The sequence below is a fragment of the Bacteroides sp. DH3716P genome (genome assembly GCF_025914115.1).
GTDB classification, from domain to species: Bacteria; Bacteroidota; Bacteroidia; order Bacteroidales; family Bacteroidaceae; genus Bacteroides; species Bacteroides ovatus.
This window is the reverse complement of sequence record NZ_CP083673.1, coordinates 212,265-238,088: the sequence shown is the minus strand read 5'-3', so window position 1 is coordinate 238,088 and position 25,824 is coordinate 212,265. Positions and strand designations below refer to the sequence as shown.

At 42.2% G+C, this 25,824-nt stretch carries 17 protein-coding genes; 12 read left to right on the top strand and 5 right to left on the bottom strand.

Going from position 1 to position 25,824, the window contains the following annotated elements; all coding sequences use genetic code 11:
• Positions 1 to 37: 37 nt before the first annotated feature.
• The 5 genes from KQP79_RS00695 (at position 38) to KQP79_RS00675 (ending at position 6,243) form a co-directional block, all read left to right on the top strand.
• Positions 38 to 817 carry a hypothetical protein gene (locus tag KQP79_RS00695; RefSeq protein WP_008642253.1) on the top strand — a complete coding sequence of 260 codons (780 nt, stop codon included), beginning with the start codon at positions 38 to 40 and terminating at the stop codon, positions 815 to 817.
• A gap of 663 nt (positions 818 to 1,480) precedes the next feature.
• The gene (locus KQP79_RS00690) at positions 1,481 to 2,557 is read left to right on the top strand and encodes a glycoside hydrolase family protein (protein ID WP_004308508.1); all 1,077 of its coding nucleotides are present in this window, start codon (positions 1,481 to 1,483) and stop codon (positions 2,555 to 2,557) included.
• Positions 2,558 to 2,596: 39 nt separating this feature from the next.
• Entirely contained in the window at positions 2,597 to 3,106 is a 510-nt protein-coding gene (locus KQP79_RS00685; RefSeq protein WP_004308507.1) for a DUF4450 domain-containing protein, read from the top strand.
• Positions 3,072 to 4,736 (top strand): DUF4450 domain-containing protein, encoded by a 1,665-nt coding sequence (locus tag KQP79_RS00680; protein WP_262912952.1) that lies wholly within the window; start codon positions 3,072 to 3,074, stop codon positions 4,734 to 4,736. Before KQP79_RS00685 ends, KQP79_RS00680 begins: the two co-directional genes overlap by 35 nt.
• Before the next feature lie 31 nt (positions 4,737 to 4,767).
• A complete protein-coding gene (locus KQP79_RS00675) occupies positions 4,768 to 6,243 on the top strand; it encodes a hypothetical protein (RefSeq protein WP_229093001.1) in 1,476 nt (491 codons plus the stop codon).
• A gap of 68 nt (positions 6,244 to 6,311) precedes the next feature.
• Here the strand turns inward: KQP79_RS00675 and KQP79_RS00670 are convergent, their stop codons facing one another.
• On the bottom strand, positions 6,312 to 7,775 hold the full coding sequence (locus tag KQP79_RS00670) for a glycoside hydrolase family 28 protein (RefSeq protein WP_004308505.1): 1,464 nt from the start codon (positions 7,773 to 7,775) through the stop codon (positions 6,312 to 6,314).
• A 220-nt stretch (positions 7,776 to 7,995) separates the two neighbouring features.
• Between KQP79_RS00670 and KQP79_RS00665 the strand changes: the two genes are divergently transcribed.
• From KQP79_RS00665 to KQP79_RS00645, 5 genes are all read left to right on the top strand, one after another.
• Positions 7,996 to 9,897: a rhamnogalacturonan lyase gene (locus KQP79_RS00665; RefSeq protein ID WP_004308504.1), complete on the top strand. Its 1,902-nt coding sequence runs from the start codon at positions 7,996 to 7,998 to the stop codon at positions 9,895 to 9,897.
• Between the two features lie 14 nt (positions 9,898 to 9,911).
• Positions 9,912 to 12,875 carry a glycoside hydrolase family 2 protein gene (locus tag KQP79_RS00660; RefSeq protein WP_004308503.1) on the top strand — a complete coding sequence of 988 codons (2,964 nt, stop codon included), beginning with the start codon at positions 9,912 to 9,914 and terminating at the stop codon, positions 12,873 to 12,875.
• 71 nt (positions 12,876 to 12,946) lie between these two features.
• Positions 12,947 to 13,195, top strand: a complete 249-nt coding sequence (locus KQP79_RS00655) for a DUF3791 domain-containing protein (protein WP_004308502.1) — start codon at positions 12,947 to 12,949, stop codon at positions 13,193 to 13,195.
• Positions 13,192 to 13,716 carry a DUF3990 domain-containing protein gene (locus tag KQP79_RS00650; RefSeq protein ID WP_004308501.1) on the top strand — a complete coding sequence of 175 codons (525 nt, stop codon included), beginning with the start codon at positions 13,192 to 13,194 and terminating at the stop codon, positions 13,714 to 13,716. The genes KQP79_RS00655 and KQP79_RS00650 overlap by 4 nt, the downstream gene beginning before the upstream one ends.
• The gene (locus KQP79_RS00645) at positions 13,713 to 13,919 is read left to right on the top strand and encodes a DUF3791 domain-containing protein (protein ID WP_004308500.1); all 207 of its coding nucleotides are present in this window, start codon (positions 13,713 to 13,715) and stop codon (positions 13,917 to 13,919) included. Before KQP79_RS00650 ends, KQP79_RS00645 begins: the two co-directional genes overlap by 4 nt.
• Positions 13,920 to 13,989: 70 nt before the next feature.
• Here the strand turns inward: KQP79_RS00645 and KQP79_RS00640 are convergent, their stop codons facing one another.
• The 4 genes from KQP79_RS00640 to KQP79_RS00625 all read right to left on the bottom strand — a co-directional run bounded on the left by KQP79_RS00640 (position 13,990) and on the right by KQP79_RS00625 (position 22,096).
• Complete coding sequence (locus KQP79_RS00640; RefSeq protein WP_032855813.1) at positions 13,990 to 18,282, bottom strand: two-component regulator propeller domain-containing protein; 4,293 nt, start codon at positions 18,280 to 18,282, stop codon at positions 13,990 to 13,992.
• Positions 18,283 to 18,507: 225 nt separating this feature from the next.
• Entirely contained in the window at positions 18,508 to 18,822 is a 315-nt protein-coding gene (rhaM, locus tag KQP79_RS00635; protein WP_004308498.1) for an L-rhamnose mutarotase, read from the bottom strand.
• A 19-nt stretch (positions 18,823 to 18,841) separates the two neighbouring features.
• Positions 18,842 to 20,251, bottom strand: coding sequence for a glycoside hydrolase family 105 protein (locus tag KQP79_RS00630; RefSeq protein ID WP_061448045.1), 1,410 nt, complete (start codon positions 20,249 to 20,251; stop codon positions 18,842 to 18,844).
• Positions 20,252 to 20,254: 3 nt separating this feature from the next.
• Positions 20,255 to 22,096: a rhamnogalacturonan lyase gene (locus KQP79_RS00625; RefSeq protein WP_004308496.1), complete on the bottom strand. Its 1,842-nt coding sequence runs from the start codon at positions 22,094 to 22,096 to the stop codon at positions 20,255 to 20,257.
• A gap of 244 nt (positions 22,097 to 22,340) precedes the next feature.
• Here KQP79_RS00625 and KQP79_RS00620 point away from each other — a divergent pair, with 244 nt between their 5' ends.
• Complete coding sequence (locus KQP79_RS00620) at positions 22,341 to 23,480, top strand: glycoside hydrolase family 88 protein (protein ID WP_008642231.1); 1,140 nt, start codon at positions 22,341 to 22,343, stop codon at positions 23,478 to 23,480.
• A gap of 128 nt (positions 23,481 to 23,608) precedes the next feature.
• Positions 23,609 to 25,243 (top strand): rhamnogalacturonan acetylesterase, encoded by a 1,635-nt coding sequence (locus tag KQP79_RS00615; RefSeq protein WP_004308494.1) that lies wholly within the window; start codon positions 23,609 to 23,611, stop codon positions 25,241 to 25,243.
• Positions 25,244 to 25,824: the final 581 nt, after the last annotated feature.

The window sequence follows — 25,824 nt, the reverse complement described above, 5'->3', positions numbered from 1 at the left end:
CTCAGAAAAAATTATCAACACATTTAATTATAGCATTATGAAAAGATCAGTATTAATTTTAAGCCTGGCAGCCTTTGTATTATCAAGCAACGCACAAGTATTAAAAAGCAATCTGCTAAATGGATATAAACAAGGTGATAAATTGGAAAAAGCTACATATAATAAAGCTGATGCTCCGATAAAAATAGATACCTGGTGTGAAGCATTCTCTTCCCAAACTGACAAGAATGCCGGTAGTCCCATTACCGGACAAGAGCTCAGTTATGAGGGATATACGGAAAAAGGAGTATCTATCAAAATAGGAGAACTCCCGGAAAATGTGAAAGGTTCAAGATTTAGCGTATATTCCATTTCTGAAAAGAATGACTATTGCAGGGGAACTTTATACCTTTCATTTTTGGCAAACTTTTCCTCCGTCGCTTCCAGTCGCTTAGGCGATTTCATTGCTCTTTCCCCTGTTCATACTGGCGGTAATCTGCGTGCCAGAGTATATGTCGGTAAGATAGACGATGAACATATCCGATTCGGGACTAATCTGTTAAGAGTTAATGCAGAATCCTTCAAAAGCCATGCGCTTAATAAGACGCATCTATTGGTTCTCAAACTGGATTATAAAAAGAACGAGGTTTCATTATTTGTAGACCCAGCCTTAACAGCAGAAGAACCTCAACCCGATGTGGTAGCGAAGGGGGACGAAGATAATAACAAATTAAAAGGGGGGATTCGTTCTATTTCATTTAGGAACCGCGATGATTTGACCGGAAATGTCGGTAACTTCCGCTTCTCTTCCAGTTGGGCAGGTGTGATAGCTCAATAAAAATCTATTTTTATTATTGCATTATGATGTAATATGGAGCATTGAATTGTGTACAATGCTCCATTGTTTTTACAATCATGTCACTTAAATTCACTTCTGTCATTTTACATCATAATAAGTATTATCCTCCTCCTTCACATAAAGAAAAAAAATGACTTATCTTTAATAGACAAGCTTTCTGTTTTTAATAAACTATTGAGGAGTTTATTAAAAACGGTATCCAAGTTTATTATAAATTATAAATTTCGATTTTAAGGTTCTCCCTGTACTTTTTCATAACAAAAAAGACTGCGAACCTTATAAAGATTTGCAGCCTTTAGCTTATACGGTAACTCTCACAGCTTAACTATTGTAAGGAGCTTCTGATATATTGTTATAATATTGTACTATTCTATTTTCATTCTTTTTTAAATTCTTTATCCATTAATCTTTCCGCTTGCAAATATACAAAATTAAAAAGGCTTTGTCAAGAGTGCGCTACTATAAGAAAAAGTATTTGTAACAAAGTTCCATATCTAATACCTTACAACCATAATATCGCTATTTGTGGATAAAACTACATACAAAATGGAATTTTTTCATCATAGCTATTTGCAGAATCAACCTAATTTTGTCATACAGGTCTAAAAGAATTATTAATCATATATAAATATCACAGAAATTATGAAACACATCCTTTTTTATGCATTATTCTTTATTTTAAAGATTGCGTCGGCACAAGCCCAAAGTCTTGACCAGCCGAAGAACTATCCAGCAGATGCTATTTCTTCTTTTGCTGAACGTCTGGAACCTATGGGACGCATCTTGGAAGACGATAATTATTATGTGTGGTGTTGTGCACCAATTATAGATGAAAAGAATAAAGTACATGTATTTTATTCACGTTGGGAAAAAAAGTATGAAATGAAAGGATGGCTGGGGCATTGTGAAATCGCACACGCCGTAGCCGACCAACCGGAAGGCCCATACAAATATGTATCAACAGTACTGTCCCCCCGCCCGGGCTATTTTGATGGTAATACATGTCACAATCCAAGCATTTATAAAATAGACGGTCGTTACTGGCTATTTTACATGGGAGCAACCAATGGTAAATTTGGAACGAAACGTATCGGATACGCTGTAGCAAACTCTATTTGGGGACCGTGGGAAAGATGCGAAAAACCATTATTAATGCCTGGAAATACAGGTGAATGGGATGATTATATTACCACTAATCCAGCTTTCTTAAAACATCCGGACGGAAAATACTGGCTTTATTATAAATCTTGTAATGAAAATGAATATGTGAACCAACATATCAATGGTATTTCAGGTAACCGGAAATATGGGGTAGCTTTTGCAGATAAAATCACAGGACCTTATCGACGATATGAAAAAAATCCGATCGTCGATTTCTCCGGTTTCGGAGAAAACAGGCAAGTAGAAGATGCGTATATCTGGTATGAAAACGGTATATTCAAAATGTTAATGAGAGATATGGGGTTCTACGACCATACAGTGGGGCTCTATTTCGAATCCAAAGACGGGCTGAACTGGCAAAACCCTCAAATTGGTTGGTTTGGAGCAGAGCATTATATCAAACAACCACCCGCTCCTAAACATCTCAAACGTTATGGACGTTTCGAACGCCTGCAAGTACTAATGAAAAATGGAAAACCGGCTTACCTTTTCACGGCTTCCCAAGGGGGAAAAGCAGAAACATCTTCAGGTTTCGTCTTTAAAATCAAGCCCGAATAAACGAACATAGAACTTAAAGTACACTTATAAAAAACTGTTATGAAAAAAATTATATTGATATTATTTACCTTGTTGCAATTCCCGGCAAACGCAAAAGACTTGCCTCACTCCTCCTATTGGCACGGAGAAGAAAGAACTCTTCGATATAAACCCGAAGGAGAAGAGTTTGTAATAACCAATGGAAATAAAAGATTTACTAGAGCTATTTATGGAACTAATACCGGCTTTCGTTTTGAAACCAGTGACTTCCCCGAATTCGGACTTTACATGCCTAACCTCGGTGGAAGTGTATATATGGCTATATCTACCCCCTCAAATATTACTTGGATAAAAGATATGGAATTCATTGAATCTCGTTTTAAATCCGGGCAACGCACCTACATTGTGAGAGACAGGAGACATCTAGGAAACGGCAGTCTGACAATTGATGCTGTAGCTATGTCCGATGGCGATGGATTAGTAGTAAGATACAAAGCCAAAGACATCCCTGCCGGCACTAAAATCTTGTGGATATATGGGGGGAGCCAACAATCAGAAATTCGGACGTGAGGGAGACTTGAATTCCGACCCAGCCGATTGTTTTTTCATTAAAGCCAACAATTGTTCCGGAAATATATATCAAATTAATCAAAACAAATTTACGATACAATACGGGCACCACACCAGCAACAGAGCCTCTCAACATAAAGTAATGTCCATAGCAGGAACCTTTCCTATCGGAACTGATATAAAAGAAGTGGATGGAAACCTTATTGACCAATTGGACGAACTTATCACATCCCGCAAATCAAACAAACCGGTTATCATAGCAAAATATCCGGTTAGTACCATTCCTTTCTATATTGAACTGCACAACCCTAAAAGTCATAGTGAGTTTCAATATAATGATCTCAGTAATGTTTTCAACAAAGGTGTTGAGTTCAGAACCCAAATAGCTTCCAGAATCAAAATAAAAACACCTGATCCATTTCTGAACACATTAGGAGGCACCTTCTCTGGAGCGGAAGATGCTGTATGGCAATCTCCATCGTATCTACATGGAGCCATCTGTTTCCGCGAATTACTTCTTACCGGTTGGAGAGGGGCTTATCTCGCAGACTTGATGGGATTAGAAGATAGGGCAAAAACTCACTTTAACGGTTATCTTAATTCGCAAGTTATAGATGTTCCCGTCACATTACCCCATCTTCAGGACACAGCCCTAAACCTCGCACGGTCTGCAAAAATATGGGGAACCCCCATGTATAGTAATGGTTATATAGGAAGAGTTCCTAATAGAAGAGACGTCATGCATCATTATGATATGAATCTAGTCTTTATAGACCAACTGTTGTGGCATCTCAAATGGACCGGAGATCTTGATTACGCACGAGAAATATATCCTGCCCTCCAACGTCACTTTAAATGGGAAAAAAAACTATTCGACCCCGATAACGACGGGTTATATGATGCCTATGCTTGTATCTGGGCTTCAGACGCATTACAATACAATGGCGGTAAAGTGACACATTCTACTGCATATAACTACCGGGCAAATAAAATAATGGCAGAAATATCCGAAAAATTAGGAAAAGATCCAAGCATATACAAAAAAGAAGCAGAACTTATATTATCTGCCATAAACAAAGAATTATGGATAAAAGACAAAGGATGGTGGGCGGAGTTTAAAGATAATATGGGAAACCGGATACGACATGACAACGCTGCCATATGGACTATTTATCATGCAATAGATTCTGATATACATGATCCCTTCAAGGCATATCAGGCAACCCGATATATAGATACGGAAATCCCCCACATCCCCGTCATGGGAAAAGGTTTGAAGGATACTGCCAATTATGTGATTTCAACAACAAACTGGCAACCTTATATGTGGTCTATCAACAATGTCGCTTTCGGAGAAATCTCACATACCGCCCTTGCTTATTGGCAAACAGGACGTTATGAAGAGGCTTTCAAAATGTTCAAAGGAGCTGTTCTGGATGCGATGTACCTTGGTTCAGGTCCGGGAAATGTCACACAATTGTCATTCTATGACGCAGCCCGCAGAGAGACATATCGTGATTTTGCCGATGGAATAGCGACAGGGGTACGTGCTCTTGTACAGGGTATGTACGGTATCATGCCAGATCTTATTAATAATAGACTAACGATAAGACCCGGATTCCCCCGATGATTGGAATTTTGCAGAAATTGAAACTCAAAATATGGCATATACTTTTGAAAGGAAAGGCAATATAGAAAGGTATTCTATAACTCCTAATTTACTCAAAAAAGATGTCAGCTTGTCAATGGAAATAAAAGCTATAAGAAACAAAATTAAATCTATCAAAGTAAATGGAAAAGATACACCCTATACTTTACTTACAACCACTATTTTATCTCCAGAAATTAAGTTTGAGGCAGGAATAGCTGACAAATACGATATCACGATAGAATGGGACGGAGAAAAAATAAACAGAGACATGATATCTGTCAATGTAGCCAATGGCAGCCAGTTCAGACTAAATATTCCTTATAAATCAGGAAAAATATATGACCCGCAAAACGTTCTGCGTCATGCAAACTTAAAGAATGACATACTAACCGGCACTATAACCGCTCAAAACGGACATCGCACTGTATTTGTCAATATCACCAATGGAAATATGAATTATTGGCTTCCCATAGATATAAATGTCAACAATCCGCTTGATATCGTTTGTGATTCTGAATCTTCTTCTCTTATTTTTACCTTGAAAAACAATATGGATAAAGTGATAAAAGGTGATTTGTATATCAATGGTAAAAAGGTGAATGAAAACATCAATATAGAAGCTCATGGAAAAAACAACTATGAATTTGATATTCCCATTGCATCTTCAGGAACTAATAGAATAAAAGTCAAATCCGGAAAAGACACTTACTCTTTTCGAGCCATCAATTGGAATATCTCTGTACCGGAAAAATCAGTTTATAAGACGGTAGACATGAAGAAAATATTTAATGACAAAGTAAGTAATATATTCGCTTATGGAAAATATATGTTCCCAAGATGGAAATACACCACATTACAAGTTCCGACCCAAGGTATGGGACAATGGTGTCATCCTCAAAGTATTTCTGTTATTGATGACCGTGGAATAAGAAATAAGGCTTCAAGAAATAACAATAGATTCATTATGCCACAAGGAATACCTTTCAGTACTCCAGGAGAAAAAGAATATAATAATATTGCATTCACCACATTATGGGATAACTACCCGACTTCCATTAATATACCACTAAACGGTAAAGCTTCTAAAGCCTATTTCCTCATTGCAGCTTCCACTTATTATATGCAATCTCATATAGTAAATGGCGAAATCAAAATAGAATATACAGATGGACAAAAAGAAGTACTGAAACTTATATTACCAGATAATTTAATTCCTTTAGATCAGGATATATTCGTAGATGGATATGCTTTCAACACTAAAGATCCACGTCCGTGGAGAGTACGCCTTAAAACAGGTGATGTAAGCAAATATCATGCAGGCGAACTTGGAAAAACAATATCGAACAACCCGATATCTATTGATGGTGGTATGGCTACAATGCTTGATCTGCCACTCAATCCAGTTAAAGAATTAAAATCATTATCTTTGGAGACGACAGCCAATGAAGTCGTGATAGGATTGATGGGAGTAACGCTAGTCAAATAGCCACAGAATGAGGGTGATCAATGATACACCCTCATTCTATATATTTCTGGACACTGTCCATAATATTCCTACTGATAACTGATTTCTATTTTACTATCAATATTGTATTCTTGTCTTACTTGACTCTTATCTTCCACTTCCAAATAAATTTCACTTAATCGAACTTTTTTTCCATACACTATCTTTCCCGCTGTTTTCACTTGTGCTCGAATATTAAATAGATAGAAGTTCTCAATACGTAAACTATCATTCCACCCCGAAGCTGTAATGAAACATTTAGATCTTTTCGCTCTTACATGAGAGAAATAAACATTGCGAAAGTGTGGATACCCTTTTTCTTTAGGTTCTACTGGAGTCAGCATTATTTTCCAATGTGCAGGAATCTCCCTACTTTCATATTCTACAGGTAATTTCGAATAACTATATTTTGGATGCCAGTTCAAATCCACCTCCAATACATTAGATACACTATCAGCCTCAACTCCTGTGACATAAATATTCTCTACTGTCCCACCACGATTCATAGACGATTTAAGCCGTAATACAGATCCTGTGCCATACGCTATCAGATCATGAGCCAGTACATTACGAATAGAACCGGAAGTCTCACTTCCGCAAGTCAGTAACCCTGCACCTTTACGGGCAATACAGTTACGAACCACCACATTCTCCGTGGGACGATTCACACGCAGTCCGTCGGCGTCACGCCCTGCCTTAATACAAATATTATCATCGTTGCAATCCACATCACAGTTTTCTACCAGAATATTGGTAGATGAATCAATATCAATGCCATCCGTACTTGGTCCGTGACCTCCTACATTATTATTAATAGTAAGTCCGCTCACCGAACAATGATCCGAATACAAAATCTGACAAGCCCAGAATCCCGTACGCACCAACGTAAAGTCTTTCAACGTGATATGCTTGCTGTTGGAAACCAGTACTCCCCTCACCCGCTTGCAATCATAATCCACAATCCAACGCAGATTCTTCTTCTCATATTCCTCCCGCATCGCCCAATATTTATCCCAGAATACTTTTCCGCGGCAATCGATAAAACCTTCCCCCGTAAGAGCGGCATTTTCCGCATCCATTATATTGATAACGGCCGAAGGCCATGTCATTTCGATACCGGCAATGCGGGAAGGAAATTCCGGATAGTCCTGAATATTATCACTCGCAAGCAAGGTAGTACCTTTACTAAGATGCAGATTCACACCACTCTTGATAAACAAAGCACCTATTTTATAATACCCCGGGGCAACAACTACCGTACCTCCTCCCTGTTGGTGACAAGCATCAATAGCGGCCTGGATAGCAGGAGTACTGAATACGGAAGTGTCATTCCGCAACCCGAACTTTCCGGCATCCCATTCTGTGTTTTCCGGAGTCCTCTGCGCCCCCACCTGATCGGCCCACGACAAATCCGGCTCTGCAGATACACTTCCCCAATCATAAGCAGGAATCGTCTTTTTCGGAGTTGTAAAACCAATCAAGGCCAATAGTACAATAGATAAAAGATACTTCATAATTACTTCTTTTAGTTCACGTTGCAAAATTATCGCATATCATCAAAGAGGTAATGGACAGATGTACGCAAAAGATAGAATATTATATCATACGGACAATTAACTTGAAAGGGTGCACAATTGTATATAGTCTTTGTACATTTCTCCATTTCATACATCACAAAAAGGAGTAATTTTGCGAGTGAATAAATACAATAAGGTCCAAACCGATAAAACAAATATGAGAAGAATTGCAATTTATCTATTGTGCATATTCATGTTACTGCCTGTTGTAACAATGACAGCACAACCTGGTTATAACTACTCAAAGTTACAACGGGAGAAACTAAACCGCGGCGTAGTTGCCATTCGCGAAAACCCTTCAGAAGTAATCGTTTCGTGGAGGTATCTTTCTTCCGATCCGATACAAACCGGTTTCAACGTATACAGAGACGGGAAGAAATTGACAGACACTCCCATCACTGTCAGCACCCTGTTCCGTGATAAGAATAACAGTCAGAAAACGGCTGTTTACGAAGTGCGTCCTGTTCTAAAAGGAAAGGAGACGCATCACATTGACGGTACATACACATTCCCGGAAAACGCGCCTCTCGGCTATCTGGAAATTCCCCTGCAAAAACCGGCAGACGGAATAACTCCGGCAGGCGATACCTACACGTACAGTCCCAATGATGCTTCCATCGGTGACGTAGACGGTGACGGCGAATACGAAATTATCCTCAAATGGGATCCCAGCAATTCACACGACAATGCACACGAAGGTTATACAGGCGAAGTATACATCGATTGTTACCGAATGAACGGAGAACAACTATGGCGTATCAACTTGGGTAAAAACATACGTGCAGGAGCTCATTATACTCAATTCATGGTGTACGATCTGGATGGTGACGGCAAAGCGGAAGTAGTGATGCGGACTGCCGACGGAACAGTGGACGGAAAAGGAAAAGTAATTGGAAATGCTGATGCAGACTATCGCGAAGCCGGTACTTTTGACCCAAGCAGGAATCAAATGATGAAGCAAGGACGTATTCTGAAAGGCAAAGAATACCTGACTGTTTTTTCAGGAGACACCGGTGAAGCCTTACATACCATCGACTATATCCCTGCCCGCGGCAACGTTGCCGACTGGGGAGACGCAAAAGGTAACCGAAGCGACCGCTTCCTGGCTTGTGTAGCCTATCTTGACGGAGTACACCCAAGTGTTGTCATGTGCCGAGGCTACTACACACGCACCGTTCTGGCGGCCTTCGACTGGAACGGAAAAGAACTGAAGAACCGATGGGTATTCGACAGCAACCATCCCGGATGCGAGCAGTACGCCGGACAAGGAAACCACAATCTGCGTGTAGGCGATGTGGATGGTGACGGATGCGACGAAATTATTTACGGTTCCTGTGCTATCGACCACAACGGCAAAGGACTTTATTCTACCCGAATGGGACATGGAGACGCCATCCACCTGACACATTTTGACCCTTCCCGTAAAGGTCTGCAAGTATGGGACTGCCACGAAAACAAACGTGACGGAAGTACGTACAGAGATGCCGCCACCGGAGAAGTGTTATTACAGATAAAAAGCAATACCGATGTAGGACGTTGTATGGCCGCCGACATTGACCCGACTCATCCGGGTGTGGAAATGTGGTCAGGAGATTCACAAGGAATTCGAAACGTAAAAGGAGAAATCATAGCCCCTAAAATGAGAAATATGCCGACCAATATGGCTGTCTGGTGGGATGGAGACCTATTACGCGAACTATTGGATAGAAACATGATTATTAAATACGACTGGGAAAACAAAAAGTTTGTTCCGCTTGTCAAATTCACAGGAACTCTTTTCAACAATGGAACGAAATCGAATCCTTGTCTCCAAGGTGACATTATAGGCGATTGGCGGGAAGAAGTACTCGTACGCTCCGAGAACAACGCTGCTCTCCGGCTCTACGTTTCGACTATTCCGACCGAATACAGATTCCACACCTTCCTTGAAGAACCGATATACAGAATCAGTATCGCTACCCAAAATGTAGGCTATAACCAGCCAACACAACCGGGATTCTATTTCGGACCGGACCTTATAAAAATGAAAGGTACTTTCAGAGGATATCAATTCAAGTAAGTTAAGAGACTATCATGAAACACAAATTATTTCTTTTCACATTTCTCCTGGCTATACTGTCCGCCATTAATATACAGGCATCCGAACGCAAAAAATACAATTTCAACAGCGAATGGAAGCTGCGGATAGGAGACTTTCCTAAAGCCAAAGATACAAAATTCGACGACAGTAAATGGAAACAAGTAACTTTGCCCCATGCCTTCAATGAAGATGAAGCATTCAAACTTTCCATTGAACAATTGACAGATACAGTGGTATGGTATCGCAAGAGTTTCCAGATTCCGGAACTGAAAAGTAATCAGAAAGTATTCGTCGAATTTGAAGGAGTACGCCAACGCGGAGACTTCTATCTTAACGGACATTATCTAGGCAGACACGAAAACGGTGTTATGGCGGTAGGGTTCGACCTGACTCCACATATCAAAGAGGGTGAGAACGTGATTGCCGTTCGCACCGACAACGACTGGATGTACAGAGAAGAAGGAACTAACTCTAAGTTCCAGTGGAACGACCGCAATTTCAATGCCAACTATGGCGGTATTCCTAAAAACGTCTTCTTGTACGTTACTGATAATGTATATCAGACTCTTCCCCTATATAGCAACCTGAAAACGACAGGCGTATACGTCTATGCCCAAGACTTCGACATCCAAGGACGCAAAGCTACGATTCATGCCGAATCGGAAGTCAGAAATGACAGTAAAGCTACCCGGCAATTCAGCTATCAGGTGACTATACTTGATGCCGACGGCAAACTAATGAAAACTTTCCAAGGTGATAAAGTGACTTTGAAAGCCGGAGAGACTAAGACGGTAAAAGCATCTGCCATCCTTCATAATCTTCACTTCTGGAGTTGGGGATATGGTTACTTGTATACGGTAAAAACCGCTTTGAAAGATGATAATAATCAGATATTCGACGAAGTCAGTACCCGCACCGGCTTCCGCAAGACCCGCTTCGCGGAAGGAAAGATATGGTTGAACGACCGTGTTATCCAAATGAAAGGGTATGCACAGCGCACCAGCAACGAATGGCCGGCAGTAGGTCTGTCCGTACCTGCCTGGTTGAGCGATTTTTCTAATGACCTGATGGTGAAAGGAAACGCGAATCTGGTTCGCTGGATGCACGCTACTCCGTGGAAACAGGATGTAGAATCCTGCGACCGTGTAGGTCTGATACAGGCAATGCCTGCCGGAGATGCAGAAAAAGACCGTGAAGGACGTCAATGGGAACAACGGGTGGAGTTGATGCGAGACGCGATTATCTACAACCGTAATAATCCGAGTATCCTGTTCTACGAATGTGGCAACAAAGCCATCAGCCGCGAACACATGATAGAAATGAAAGCTGTCCGCGACAAATACGACCCGTTCGGCGGACGTGCCATCGGATCACGTGAAATGTTGGATATCCGCGAAGCGGAATACGGTGGCGAAATGCTGTACATCAACAGAAGCGAACATCATCCGATGTGGGCGACCGAATATTGCCGCGACGAAGGTTTAAGAAAGTACTGGGATGAATATAGCTATCCTTTCCACAAAGAAGGTGACGGACCACTTTATAAAGGACAACCGGCCACTGACTATAACCGCAACCAAGATGAACTTGCCATCACCATGATAGCCCGCTGGTATGATTATTGGCGTGAGCGTCCCGGAACGGGTAACAGAGTCAGCTCCGGCGGTACTAAAATTATCTTCTCCGACACCAATACCCACTACCGGGGTGCGGAAAACTACCGAAGAAGTGGAGTGACGGACGCGATGCGTATCGAAAAAGATGCTTTCTACGCACATCAGGTAATGTGGGACGGATGGGTAGATACGGAAAAAGACCAGACCTACATCATCGGACACTGGAACTATCCGGATAATACGGTAAAACCTGTGCAGGTAGTATCTACCGGAGAAGAGGTGGAGCTTTTCCTGAATGGTAACTCCCTGGGTAAAGGCAAACGCCAATACAATTTTCTCTTTACTTTCGACAACGTAGCCTTCAAACCGGGCAAACTGGAAGCTGTCAGCTACAATAAAGCAGGGAAAGAAATCAGTCGTTATGCTGTAAATACAGCCGGTGAACCTGCCAGTCTGAAACTTACCGCTATCCAAAACCCCGAAGGCTTTCATGCAGACGGTGCGGATATGACATTGATACAGGTGGAAGTGGTAGATAAAGACGGACAACGTTGTCCGTTGGACAACCGCACTATTCAGTTCACACTCAAGGGTCAGGCGGAATGGCGCGGAGGTATTGCTCAAGGTAAAAACAATCATATTCTTGATACAAACCTTCCGGTAGAATGTGGTATCAACCGCGCACTGATCCGCAGCACGACGGCTGCCGGAAAAGTAACTCTGACAGCACAGGCTAAAGGACTTCTAAGTGCCTCTCTCACATTGGAAACGGTGCCTGTAAAAGTGACCGGAGGTTTGAGTACCTATCTTCCGCAGGCCACTTTGAAAGGCAGACTGGATAGAGGAGAAACACCTTCTACCCCTTCTTACAAAGACAGCAAAAAGGGTGTACGAATCGTTTCGGCAAAAGCCGGTTCCAACAATAATGATGCTGAAAAAAGCTACGATGATATCGAACTGACCGAATGGAAGAATGACGGTAAACTAAGCACTGCATGGATTACCTATACATTGGAAAGAGATGCCGAAATAGACGATATATGCATCAAACTGCAAGGATGGCGTTCACGAAGTTACCCGCTGGAAGTATATGCCGGCAACACCTTGATTTGGAGCGGAAACACGGATAAAAGCCTGGGATATATTCATCTCAATGTAGAAAAGCCCGTACGTGCTAATACGATAACCATCCGCTTGAAAGGAAACACCAGTGACAAAGATGCTTTCGGACAGATTATCGAAGTAGAGGCTATAGCGGCCAATACAATGGAATTGGAAAAAAGCAGTAGCAAACACCAGTTGAGAATCATCGAAGTTGAGTTTCTCGAAACAATCAAATAAAAAAGTTCCGGCAATGTTGTTTATTTGCCTGCCATCAAGTATCTTTGTTCATAAACTGAATTTTAACGCTTATGTGTAAACAACCGGATATCCTAGAAAGTGAAAAGATTCACTTTGCAGTCATGGCAATAGAAGCTGGAGCACGCGAAATGGGAATTTCTCCTATGGAAATGCGCCGACGTTTAGAGAAAATGAATCTAATCAAACGTCTTCTACTGGACAATTACGAAGTGATGCACACACAAAGTCTAAAACATGTAGGCGAGGATGTGGTCGAGGCTTTGAAGAACTGGGAGGCACAGGAGGGCGAGAAGGGATGAAAATAACACTTTATCATGGCTCCACCCTTTCTATAGAGCATCCCTTAGCCAAAGTGGGACGTGCCGATTTAGATTTCGGTAGAGGTTTTTATCTAACCTCACTACGCTCACAAGCAGAACAGTGGGCTGCCCGCGTACAACTATTACGGGCAAGTACTACTGCATGGATTAATGTATACGAATTTGATATGGATGCAGCTATAAAAGCTGGATTCAAGCTACTTCGTTTTGATGCTTACGATCAGCATTGGTTGAATTTTATTGTCGCTAGTAGGAATGGAAAACAGCCTTGGAAAGATTATGATATTATAGAAGGAGGCGTAGCAAACGATCGGGTTATTGACACCATAGAAGATTACCTTAACGACATTATCACCATAGAGCAAGCCCTCGGGCAATTGGTATATGCACAACCTAATCATCAGATATGTTTGCTCAATCAGCAACTCATTGATACATATCTACATTTTGATAATAGTTTTCCACTGGATACTATGGACAGAAAAGGAGGTAACAAATGAGAGAACAAGTACTTTGGAGAAAAATCAGTCGCATCGTCCTATTATTATCAGCCCGATTGGAGATAAGCCCGGAAAGAGCATTAAATCTGTTTTATGAAACGAATGTATGTGCCATGTTACATGACTCCCGTTACGGACTGCATCTAATGAGTGATACTTATATTATAAATGATGTATTGCGTGAATTACAAGACAAGCAGTAATTTTAGAATATATTATGATACCAAGCAAACAAAATCTCTTCTTTTCATACCGTTCCTTTTTGAATCCTTATCACTCATTTTTTTCATTTATTCCTTCATTATTCACACCACGCTGATAAACCGATGGTGCCACCCCAAACTGTGCTTTAAAGCATTTGCTGAAATAAAAAGGATCACTGATGCCTACCTTGTAAGAGACTTCCGCAACCGTTAGATTATCTTCTGACAGCAACAACTCCGCCGCTTTCTTCATTCGCACCACACGCAAATATTCATTAGGCGAATATCCTGTTACGCCGCGTAATTTCCGATAAAAAACGGTTCGTCCCAACTTCATAAGCTGCGCAAACTCATCAATAGAAAATTCCGGGCGGGCAAGATTCTGTTCGAGAATGGCAGCCAAGCGGTCTGCAAATTCTTTATCCCGTTCGGTAGTACACATAGCCGGTCGCACAATACCCGGTTCGTTGGAGAACTTCTCACGCAATTTATCACGCTGTTCGATCAAACGGAATACACGTGCCAACAGCAGTTTAACGCTGAATGGTTTGGCGATGTATGCATCCGCACCTGCCTCAATTCCTTCCAGATGCTTTTCCGGTGAGTTCAACGCAGTCAGAAGGATAATGGGAATATGACTCGTATCAAAATCTGTTTTTAGTTTCTTGGTCACTTCAAATCCGGTCATTCCCGGCATCAGAACATCACAGATAATCAGGTCGGCATCATACGTACGGGCCTTTTCAAATCCGGACGTGCCGTCGGCAGCCACTTCCACTTCAAAGTATGCGCCAATTTCTTCCCGTAGAAACTCACGGATATCATTATCATCTTCAATAATCAGCACTTTCCGTTTGTTCAAAGGAGCAGCCATCTTTTCCGGGTCAGGAAGCTCTTCCGAAAGCTGTAACAAATGATGTACGTGACCGTCTGCCTCTTTCAGCAATACGTTGCCCGGAACAAGGAAGTCTTTCTCCGAATACACCGTCTTATCTGTCGGAATACATACGGTAAATACAGAACCGCCACCTTCATTGTCTTTATACTCAATCGTACCTTTATGCACCTGCACCAGTTCGTGGCTCAAATGCAGACCGACTCCAATACTGTCACCGGAGAAATTACTCTGCATAAACCGCTTGAACAATTCATTCTGTTTCTCTTTAGGAATCCCCACTCCCGTATCCGAAACCTGAATCTGCAATGTTTGCTTCCCTTCGTCCACATTCACCGAAAGAATAATCGTTCCGTTGGAAGGAGTATATTTAAATGCATTTGAAAGCAGGTTATAAGTCACCTTATCCAAATTACCTTTATCAATAAACATCTTATAAGATGGCACCGAAGGCAAGAAACGGAAGTTCATATTCTTCTGTTCCGCCACGTCGCCGAAACTCAAAAATATTTCATAAAGGAAAGAGATGACATCTGTTTCCTCTAAAGAAAGCGCCAGTTTATTATTCTGCATCTTTCTGAATTCCAATAACTGGTTGATGAGTCTCAACATACGTTGCGTACTCTTATCCATTGTTTTCAGAGGATATATCAATTCGCGCGGAATATCCGTGACACGCTGAATTTTCTCCAAAGCTCCCTGGATTAAAGTAAGCGGCGTACGGAATTCATGAGAAATATTGGTGAAGAAGACCAGCTTATATTCAGTCAGTTGCTTCTCTACGTTAATACGGTTACGCAAACCATTAAAGTTGCGGACGATGCGGAAGGCAAAATACAAGGCTACCATCAATAACAGAACATAGCACAACATTGCCCAGTTAGTCTTCCAAAACGGTGGGACGACTACGATCTTCAGTGTAGTCTCACTGTCGTTCCATATACCCGATCCATTGCTGGACTTGACATGAAGTATGTAGGTTCCCGGATTCAGGTACTTAAAGGAGGCGAAATTCAGTGGAGAAGGAGCACTCCATCCCTGGTCGTAGTTTTCCAACCAATACATATATTTCGTATGTCCGCTATCCGAATAGTCGAAAGTGGAGAAATCTATCAGGAATGAGTTTTGAAAATATTTCAGCGTAATTTCATCCGAATAAGCAAGAGACTGTTTTAAAGGAGAATCCTCCATCTGCGGATTCATCTGGGTCCCATTGACGTACAAATCAGTGAAAACAACCGGAGAAAACGTTTCACTATCTTGTATCTTTTCAGGGTCGATCACAATTAATCCATAGTTTGTACCAAAAAGCAATTTCCCGTCTTCACGCATACAGGCACTATTCTCACTATACACATTTCCTAAAGTATAGGAAGAAAAGAAATAGTTCTCAAAAGAACGGGTGGACGGGGTGAACTTGGAAATTCCATATTCAGTCGCTACCCAAAGGTTTCCTTTTCTATCTCCCAGAACAGACTGGATCACATCGTTGACCAACCCTTCGGAAGTTCCGTAATGCTCATATTTCAATGAATGATAGTCGTCCTGCGGCGTACAGAGGTTCAGTCCCGAACCGGAAGTACCAATCCACATACGTCCCTTCGTATCACGATAGATACATTTGATTTCATTACTGCAGAATTTTCCGTTTGTATAACTGAAGAGATGATAATTATCACCATCCGCAATCAGTGAGTCCGGATGAAAGATACAAATCCCCTCACTGGTTCCTACCCAGACCATTCCGTTTTCATCTTCTTCTATCACACGCACCATCCTCATTCCGAACGTTTGCTGGAAGAAATGCCGGAATTTATATTTCCCGTCAGAAGTAGGTTCAGCCAATTCGAGCCCTCCGCCGAATGTACCCACCCACATACGGTCTTTACGATCGCGATAAATAGCAAAAACGTTATTATCCGACAATGAAGTTGGGTCGGACGGGGTATTATAATACCAGGTATCTCCCACCTTCAATCCATTACCACGGGTTCCAGTCCACATCCGTCCCTGGCGATCTTCAGCGATTGCATAAATATTGGAATGAAAATATTGATTCGTCATTTTCGACTGAAGATTTGCGTCAAAGGTATAAAGTCCGCCTTTACGCGTACCTACCCAAATATCGCCATTAGACATCTTGGTCAACATACGGATGGTATTCGAACGGTCGAACAGTTCACGGGACTCGGGATAGATGCGGGAAGTTCCTTCATTCAACACTGAAATGCGGGATAAACCCGAATATTCCGAAGCTACCCAGATGCCACCGGCACGATCTTCCATGACATATTGCAGGAAATCCGAACTGATATGACTTTGATCGTTGATGTTGGCAACGAAATGTTCCAGTTTATCTTCGGCTGTGTTATAAGCAAAAAGCCCATTCCCATAGGTAGAAATCCAGATGATTCCGCGGGAATCATGTACGATATGATAACGTTCGAAGTCGATGTAACTGATCTTATCTTGAGGGATCAACTGGAAATCTTTACTTTCACCGGTTGCGGCAACCACATAGGTGAGGTGTCCTGTATGATTATATATCCAATAGTCTCCGTGGTTGTCGCGAATCAGTTCGCCCTTTTTAATATTCAGACGGGGGTCAGCGGCTACTTCTCCGGTCGCAAAATTATATGTATATACTCCGGTCGTAGTCAGAATCATCCATTTATCTTTCAACAAGAAATTTCCGGTAGGCGACGTCTGCCCTGCAACGGTTGAAAGGGCAGCCAGCTTCTGCATCTTCTGCGTAGCCGAATGGTAATAATAAATATCTCCATCTGCCGTAAGGAAATACATGTCATCCTTATAAGCCAGAGAAGAAGTGAAATGAATCAACCGGTCTTCTATCCGATATTGTCCGTTGGAGACAGAAACCAATCCGCATTGAGTGCCGATCCAGATACGTCCGCTGGCATCTTCATTCACGAATTTCACCCGGTTATCCGGCAGGTTTCCACGTTCTGTCCTGAATACGGTAGATGTCATTTCACCGTTTTTCTGATGCACCATACGTCGGCAACCATTGCCTTGATGTGATAACCATACGTCTCCGTTGGCTGTAACAAATACAGTAGAGTAATTCTGCCTTAACTCACCGCAACCCGTGTAATCAACAAAACGGGCACGTTGCAAATCATAGCAGCTATATAGTTCAGGTGTAGTGGAAATCCATAAAAAGCCATCTTTATCTTCTGTGAGATCGTAAATCCGGTTGTCGGCCAAAGACACTTTATCTCCAGCTTCCGGACGAAAGGTCAGGAAAGAGTTGCCATCATAACGACTTAATCCGTTCAAGGTAGCCAGCCACAAAAAGCCTTTGCTATCCTGATAGATGTATCGGATAGAGTTGTTGGGAAGACCATCACTAGTTCTCATTTGTGTAGAACGAAGCTCTATTGCACTATAAGCATTCAGTACAAAGCTAACAAGGAAAGTGAAAACTAAAAGGTGTCTTTGCGTCATAAAGATTCCAAGATTAATAATAAATGTTGGACAAAAATAATCAAGATAGTTGAGATAATAAAAGAAACACTCCATTAAATAGTAGGAAGCGGATATGCTAAAGAGCAATTACTACCATTATTTAGACGCGGATTACACGAATGACACAGATTTAAGAATAAAAAATCCGCGTCATTCGTGTAATCCGCGTCTAAATAATTACAGACTGATAGAATTACTGAAAACTCAATCCATGTGGAATACTTCCGGCAAAGGAATGGATACGGGTGAATTGTCCGGATTCACTTCCATGATATCCGCCATATAATCCCACCATTTCTGTACGATTTCCGTATTACCTAAATCCTGCGAACCTGCTCCCCCTTCCGTTTTTTGGAAAGCAAACAGGATATTTGTTTCTTTATCCCAATAAATCGAATAGTCCGACACTCCATTCTGTGAAAGCAGTGCTTTCAGTTCGGGCCAGATGGCAGCATGTCTTTTTTCATATTCGGCTTCACATCCGGGTTTCAAATACATTTTAAATGCTTCTCGTTTCATGGTTTCAATCTATTTAAAGTTAATCTTTCTTTTCTTCTGTGTCGATAGCAAAAATAGGTGCTGTCGTCTTTTGTTTCACCTGGTAGTATTGAACGGCACTGTCATTCATCTGTGGATATTGATTTTTCAACAAGCGAATCATTTCCGCACCTGCCCAAAGAACCGGTCCGTAACCATGTGCCGCATATACATTGACCGGACGGTAATAGTAAAAAGCAGGGTCGAAAGCCATTCCCGTACCGACACAGGTTCCTTCCACTTGCCCCTCCGCATTTATCTTGCCGGCTACGGCATGCCATCCCAGATGAGTAACCGGTCCGTAAGCAATGGCGTCAATCCATCCTTTATTGATGGCGTGTGCCAGGCAGTATACATATATCGCAGTAGCGGAAGTTTCCAGGTAAGAATCATTCCGGTCGAGCAGTTGGTGCCAAAGTCCCTCTCCGCTTTGTAAGGCTGTCACTCCACGTACATGAGCCCGGAAATAATCCATCACTTTCGCACGTTGAGGATAGTCTTCCGGTAGAACGTCGAGCAGTTCGCAAGCCGTCAACATAGCCCAACCGTTGGCGCGCGCCCAACAAAAAGCAGGATGATCGCTACTGCTTTCCACCCATCCGTGACGATACAATCCTTTTTCGGGGATAAACATGCGGTCGGCAAATTGCAGGAATTGTCTCACTGCTTCTGCCAGATATTTATCTTTTTGCTCCTTGTCATAATAACTCATCTGTGCTACTGCCGAAATACCCATAAACATATCATCCAGCCAAAGAGTGTTATGCTGCGGACGGTTGCGTGCAAAAGTTCCATCTGCCAGACGATACTCTTTATTTATGATGAAATCAAAATAATTCCGTATCAGTTCATCCACAGGAAGCGAGGGATCTTTCAAACGGACTTTCACCATCGCCGCGCATACGGCTCCCGCATCATCCAGTGCGTGCGGAGTGAGGATTTGAAGCAACTGCGGGTCCGTTGTACCCTTTTCTTTATAAACACGCTTGAAATGCGGTGCTACTTCGGCCAGAAAACGAAAACGATTCTGTACATAATCCATATAGCGTATGTCGCCCGTAGCTTCGGATGCCGCTATCAAGGCAGAGTAGGTCACTCCCCATTCATAACTTGCCAAACGGAAAGCTCCACGCTCCAGTTGTGCCTCCTCTCCCATCGTTGTATAGTCGGTAATCACTTTACCCGTATTCTTGTCTACCACACGGGCGGGAGTCTCCTTATCTATATAAGCAAATACACGGTCTACCTCTTTCTTTACCTGTTCCGGTGTCAAATCACCATACGTGCCCTGATAAGCAGGTTGCAATAAATGCAAAGGGGTGTTTGAGTCATTCACTACAGTTTTCTTTTTCTGTGCGCTGACAGGCAAAGCTATCAGCAACAAAGCAATGGCTATGATACGAATATTCATATTTTATTTTTTAGGTATTTTACATCCTCTGAATAGGGTTCCCTGCAAATCCGGTCCAAAGTAGAATCCCGGTTGTGTCGGCTGGTTGTAAGCTACGTTCTGGGTAGCGATACTGATGCGATAAACAGGATCCTCCAAAAAGGTGTGGAAGCGGTAATCAGTGGGAATGGTAGAGACATAAAGCCGCAAAGCGGTATTATCGGCTGTGCGCAACAGTACTTCTTCCCGCCAGTCGCCTACAATATCCCCTTGCAGGCAAGGTGTTGCCTTCGTTCCGTTGTTGGAAAGAGCTCCTTCGAAAATGGCTATACGCTCACAGACTCCTTTCTTCCAATTATATTTGCTGACTATATTTCTATCCAATAGTTCGCGCAGTAAATCACCGTCCCACCAGACAGCCATATTACATGACAATCCTCTGACACGGGCTTTCACCACTTCTCCTTTTATATTTCTTATTCCTCCGGAAGCAAGAGACCACATTTCAACGCCCGGATGGGTCGGGTCAATATCAGCCGCCATACAACGCCCGACATCTGTACTATCTTTTATCTGGAAAAGAATTTCTCCGGTTGCCGCATCTCTGTACGTACTTCCGTCACGCTTGTTTTCGTGACAGTCCCATACTTGCAACCCTTTGCGGGAAGGATCGAAATGAGTCAGATGAATCGCGTCTCCATGTCCCATCTTCGTTGTGTACAGCCCTTTGCCGTTATGGTCGATGGCACACGAACCGTAGATAATCTCATCGCATCCGTCACCGTCTACGTCACCTACCCGAAGGTTATGATTACCTTGTCCGGCATAGTCTTCACAACCGGGATGGTTACTGTCGAAAATCCAGCGTTCTTTCAGTTCCTTTCCATTCCAGTCGTATGCTGCCAATACTGTACGGGTATAATACCCACGACACATCACAACACTAGGATGGATGCCGTCGAGATAGGCAACGCAAGCCAAAAAGCGGTCACTACGATTACCACGATTGTCTCCCCAGTCCATCAGGTTTCCTCTTTCTGGTACGTAATCAATTGTTTGCATCGCTTCTCCTGTCAGTCCGTTGAAGACAGTCAGATATTCCGGTCCGGTCAAAATACGTCCCTGTTCATTCCGATAGTCAGCTTGCGCATCTCCAATCACTTTTCCTTTTCCGTCCACTGTTCCGTCGGCGGTTTTCATTACTACTTCCGCTTTACCGTCACCATCGAAGTCAAACACCATAAACTGGGTGTAGTGTGCACCGGCACGTATATTACGTCCCAGATTAATGCGCCATAAATGTTGCCCGTTTAATTTATAACAATCGAAATATACCTCTCCGGTGTAACCGTCATGCGAATTATCGTGTGCGTTCGACGGATCCCATTTCAAGATAATCTCATATTCCCCGTCACCGTCTACATCGCCGATACTGGCATCATTAGGAGCATAGAAATAACTTTGTCCTGCCGGAGTCGTACCGTTTTCAGGACGATTCAGCGGGATGTTCAGATAACCTGCCGGAGCATCGGACGGCAATTGATAACAGCTTTCCGTTTTTGATTGGATAGCTTTGACGGTATAAAGTACGGATTCCGTACCTTTATATATATCCTGAAAGAAAGTCGCATTTCTTATCGGATATTTGTTTACCTTTTCACCGTTTCTATAAACATCAAAAGATTCGTCCATCGGGTCGGAGGACAGATAACGCCAAGACACGGCAACAGTAGATGGATTCTCTCTGATGGCAATTACACCGCGTCCCAAATGTTCGCGTTTCAGTTTCGAAAAGTCATAGTTCGGCTGCGCCACTACAAAAGCAGCTATCAGACACAGACTTAAAAAAGCACTTATGCATTTCATAGTTTTATCGTTAATCAATTTACAACACAAAAGTAAGCGGCACAGCCTACTTATAAAATAGAATATTGTACATATCTATGTAGAAATCATCATATAGCCCACTTTTAAACCGCATTATAACTACCTGGTGAACAAAAATGAATATATCTGAACGGAAATCCATTGAAAAAGAAAAGTGCGTCCCTTATCTTTGCCAATGAAAATTAGAATGAACACCCAATTAATAAAACAGAATTATTTCACCATGAAGAAATCACTACTCTCATTCTTTACAGTAACCCTTCTTTGTCTTATGACAGGAAAGCCGGTCATGGCACAAGAGTTACCTGCACAAAAAGAGACTTTAGAGACTATCGTAAAAGTAAACGACTACTTTATGAAAAAGTATGCCGATTACACATTGCCTTCTTTCTATGGCAGAGTCCGTCCAAGCAATATATGGACGAGAGGCGTATATTATGAAGGATTAATGGCTCTGTATGGCATTTACCCGCGTGAGGATTATTATAAGTATGCCTACGATTGGGCTGATTTCCACAAATGGGGAATGAGAAACGGCAATACGACCCGTAACGCAGACGACCATTGCTGCGGACAAACGTATATCGACCTTTATAATATGTGTCCGTCCGACCCAAATATGATCCGGAATATAAAAGCAAGTATCGATATGGTAGTCAACACTCCCCAGGTGAACGATTGGTGGTGGATTGACGCTATCCAAATGGCAATGCCAATCTACGCAAAGTTTGGAAAAATGACCGGTGAACAGAAATACTATGATAAGATGTGGGATATGTATTCTTACACTCGTAACGTGCACGGAGAAGCCGGAATGTATAATCCTAAAGATTGCTTATGGTGGCGCGATCAGGACTTTGATCCTCCTTACAAAGAACCGAATGGAGAAGATTGCTACTGGAGTCGTGGAAATGGCTGGGTATATGCAGCTCTTGTACGGGTATTGGATGAAATCCCTACTAATGAAACACATCGCCAGGACTATATAAATGATTTTCTCGCTATGAGCAAAGCACTTAAAAAATGTCAGCGTGAAGATGGTTTCTGGAATGTGAGTCTTCATGATCCGACGAACTTCGGAGGTAAAGAGACTTCCGGAACAGCACTGTTTGTATACGGTATGGCTTGGGGAGTGCGCAACGGATTACTCGACCGCAGAGAATATCTTCCCGTCCTTTTAAAAGCATGGAACGCTATGGTGAAAGATGCCGTACATCCGAACGGATTCCTGGGATATGTGCAGGGAACAGGCAAAGAGCCTAAAGACGGACAGCCGGTTACTTATAAGAGTGTGCCCGACTTTGAAGACTACGGAGTCGGTTGTTTCCTGCTTGCCGGAACAGAAGTTTATAAATTAAAATAACATAGACAGTTTTTTCATTAGGTTTAAAGATAATCATTCATTAGGTTTAGTTAGAGGTTAGTTAGTAGCTAGTTCCCTCACTGACTGTTTAGACACCGGTCAGTGAGGGATTTCAAAAAAACAGATTCATGAAAAACAAATTATTCCCGTATATATGTTGGCTGACGGCCATTACATTCAGTTTGCAACTGCAAGCGCAAAATAAAGTTTCCGCTCCCATGGCAGATGTCAATCAAGTAATTGACAACACGCTGGACAGCCTGAATAAAGCACGTACCTCGCGACCGGAAGCCGGTTCGAGCCGGAAAGGTGACAACCCTGTTCTGTTTCTGGTAGGTAACTCTACCATGCGTACCGGAACTTTAGGAAACGGCAACAACGGACAATGGGGATGGGGCTATTATGCAGGCGATTATTTCGACTCTAACCGGATTACTGTAGAAAATCATGCACTGGGTGGAACCAGTAGCCGTACTTTCTATAACCGTTTATGGCCGGATGTAATCAAAGGAGTACGCCCGGGAGACTGGGTTATCATCGAACTAGGGCACAATGACAACGGCCCATACGACAGCGGACGTGCCCGTGCTTCCATTCCCGGAATTGGCAAAGATACACTGAACGTAACGATTAAAGAAACCGGAGTAAAAGAAACCGTATATACCTACGGGGAATATATGCGTCGTTTCATTCAAGATGTAAAAGCCAAAGGTGCTCATCCGATCCTTTTTTCGCTTACTCCCCGCAATGCTTGGGAAGACAAAGACAGCACCATCATCACACGTGTCAACAAGACTTTTGGATTGTGGGCAAAGCAAGTAGCCGAAGAACAGCATGTTCCTTTTATTGATTTGAATGATATCAGTGCCCGCAAATTTGAAAAGTTCGGCAAGAATAAGGTGAAATATATGTTCTACATCGACCGTATACATACAAGTGCTTTCGGTGCTAAAGTAAATGCTGAATCTGCTGCTGACGGAATACGTGCGTATGAAGGACTGGAATTAGCCAATTATCTGAAACCTGTTGAGAAAGATACAGTGACAGGTTCCAGTCGGAAAGAGGGACGTCCGGTATTGTTTACTATCGGAGATAGTACGGTCAGAAATGAAGATAAAGACAAAAACGGTATGTGGGGTTGGGGAAGCGTAATTGCTGACGAGTTCAATCTAAATAAAATTTCTGTAGAAAATCGTGCGATGGCAGGACGTAGTGCACGTACTTTCCTCGATGAAGGTCGTTGGGATAAGGTATACAATGCCTTGCAACCGGGGGACTTCGTTCTGATTCAGTTCGGACATAATGATGCAGGAGATATAAACAAAGGGAAAGCCCGTGCCGAATTGCGCGGTTCGGGAGATGAGAGCAAAGTCTTTCTAATGGAAAAGACAGGCAAATATCAAGTTGTTTATACTTTCGGCTGGTATCTTCGAAAGTTCATCATGGATGTTCAGGAGAAAGGTGCCATTCCCATCGTTCTTAGTCATACGCCACGCAACAAATGGAAAGATGGAAAAATAGAACGTAATACCGAGTCTTTTGGCAAGTGGACACGTGAAGCTGCGGAAGCTACGGGAGCTTATTTCATTGACTTGAATAAGATTAGTGCCGATAAACTTGAAAAGAAAGGTGTGAAGAAAGCTGCAGCTTACTACAATCACGACCATACACATACTTCTTTGAAAGGAGCGCACATGAACGCCAAAAGTATTGCTGAAGGGTTGAAAAAGAGTGATTGCCCGCTAAAAGAGTATTTGAAATAATACGAAAGAGAATCCTGTAAAGATAGCAAAGGACTAAAGGGAAATATAGACTATCCGGACTGTTTAAATATTCTATCTTAAAAAAGGAATATTTAAGCAGTGCAGAATGGAGAAAACAGCATAGCAGATGAAGAAGAATAAAAAAGCTCCGACATTTGTCAACACGCAAATCCTCATTCTTATCATTTATAGAGTTTATCTAGCATTTCACACCTATTTTATCCTACAACACTTGCAAGTCGATATCGATTCAGGGATTAATCTTCCATTATGTTATTATTTTCTTATTCAAAAGTCCAGGTAAATCAGAGAAAAACTAGCTTAAAAAAGCACATTTATATCTTCCTCACCGATGAAGGACAAGTTCATCGGTGAGGAAGATAGCGTTCATCGGTGAGGATCACCCTGTTGGTTTAAACCTAACGAACTCTTTTTCCGTTAGAAAAGACGCATATTCTGTCTGATATTATTCACTTTTCGCCTATATTTCTGCATATTATTGCACTTATTTATGCAGTTTTTTCTCTGATTCATCAATTTCGCAACGGTTATTTTCTAATATAATCTTAAAAACAGAACAT

Excerpts from the sequence above, each read along its gene's own strand:
- KQP79_RS00640 (WP_032855813.1), bottom strand. The coding sequence starts at position 18,282 with ATGACGCAAAGACACCTTTTAGTTTTCACTTTCCTTGTTAGCTTTGTA.
- KQP79_RS00660 (WP_004308503.1), top strand. The coding sequence starts at position 9,912 with ATGAAACACAAATTATTTCTTTTCACATTTCTCCTGGCTATACTGTCC.
- KQP79_RS00680 (WP_262912952.1), top strand. The coding sequence starts at position 3,072 with ATGGGGGGAGCCAACAATCAGAAATTCGGACGTGAGGGAGACTTGAAT.
- KQP79_RS00625 (WP_004308496.1), bottom strand. The coding sequence starts at position 22,096 with ATGAAATGCATAAGTGCTTTTTTAAGTCTGTGTCTGATAGCTGCTTTT.
- KQP79_RS00675 (WP_229093001.1), top strand. The coding sequence starts at position 4,768 with ATGGCATATACTTTTGAAAGGAAAGGCAATATAGAAAGGTATTCTATA.
- KQP79_RS00695 (WP_008642253.1), top strand. The coding sequence starts at position 38 with ATGAAAAGATCAGTATTAATTTTAAGCCTGGCAGCCTTTGTATTATCA.
- KQP79_RS00650 (WP_004308501.1), top strand. The coding sequence starts at position 13,192 with ATGAAAATAACACTTTATCATGGCTCCACCCTTTCTATAGAGCATCCC.
- KQP79_RS00690 (WP_004308508.1), top strand. The coding sequence starts at position 1,481 with ATGAAACACATCCTTTTTTATGCATTATTCTTTATTTTAAAGATTGCG.
- KQP79_RS00655 (WP_004308502.1), top strand. The coding sequence starts at position 12,947 with ATGTGTAAACAACCGGATATCCTAGAAAGTGAAAAGATTCACTTTGCA.
- rhaM (WP_004308498.1), bottom strand. The coding sequence starts at position 18,822 with ATGAAACGAGAAGCATTTAAAATGTATTTGAAACCCGGATGTGAAGCC.
- KQP79_RS00630 (WP_061448045.1), bottom strand. The coding sequence starts at position 20,251 with ATGAATATTCGTATCATAGCCATTGCTTTGTTGCTGATAGCTTTGCCT.
- KQP79_RS00645 (WP_004308500.1), top strand. The coding sequence starts at position 13,713 with ATGAGAGAACAAGTACTTTGGAGAAAAATCAGTCGCATCGTCCTATTA.
- KQP79_RS00670 (WP_004308505.1), bottom strand. The coding sequence starts at position 7,775 with ATGAAGTATCTTTTATCTATTGTACTATTGGCCTTGATTGGTTTTACA.
- KQP79_RS00685 (WP_004308507.1), top strand. The coding sequence starts at position 2,597 with ATGAAAAAAATTATATTGATATTATTTACCTTGTTGCAATTCCCGGCA.
- KQP79_RS00620 (WP_008642231.1), top strand. The coding sequence starts at position 22,341 with ATGAAGAAATCACTACTCTCATTCTTTACAGTAACCCTTCTTTGTCTT.
- KQP79_RS00665 (WP_004308504.1), top strand. The coding sequence starts at position 7,996 with ATGAGAAGAATTGCAATTTATCTATTGTGCATATTCATGTTACTGCCT.
- KQP79_RS00615 (WP_004308494.1), top strand. The coding sequence starts at position 23,609 with ATGAAAAACAAATTATTCCCGTATATATGTTGGCTGACGGCCATTACA.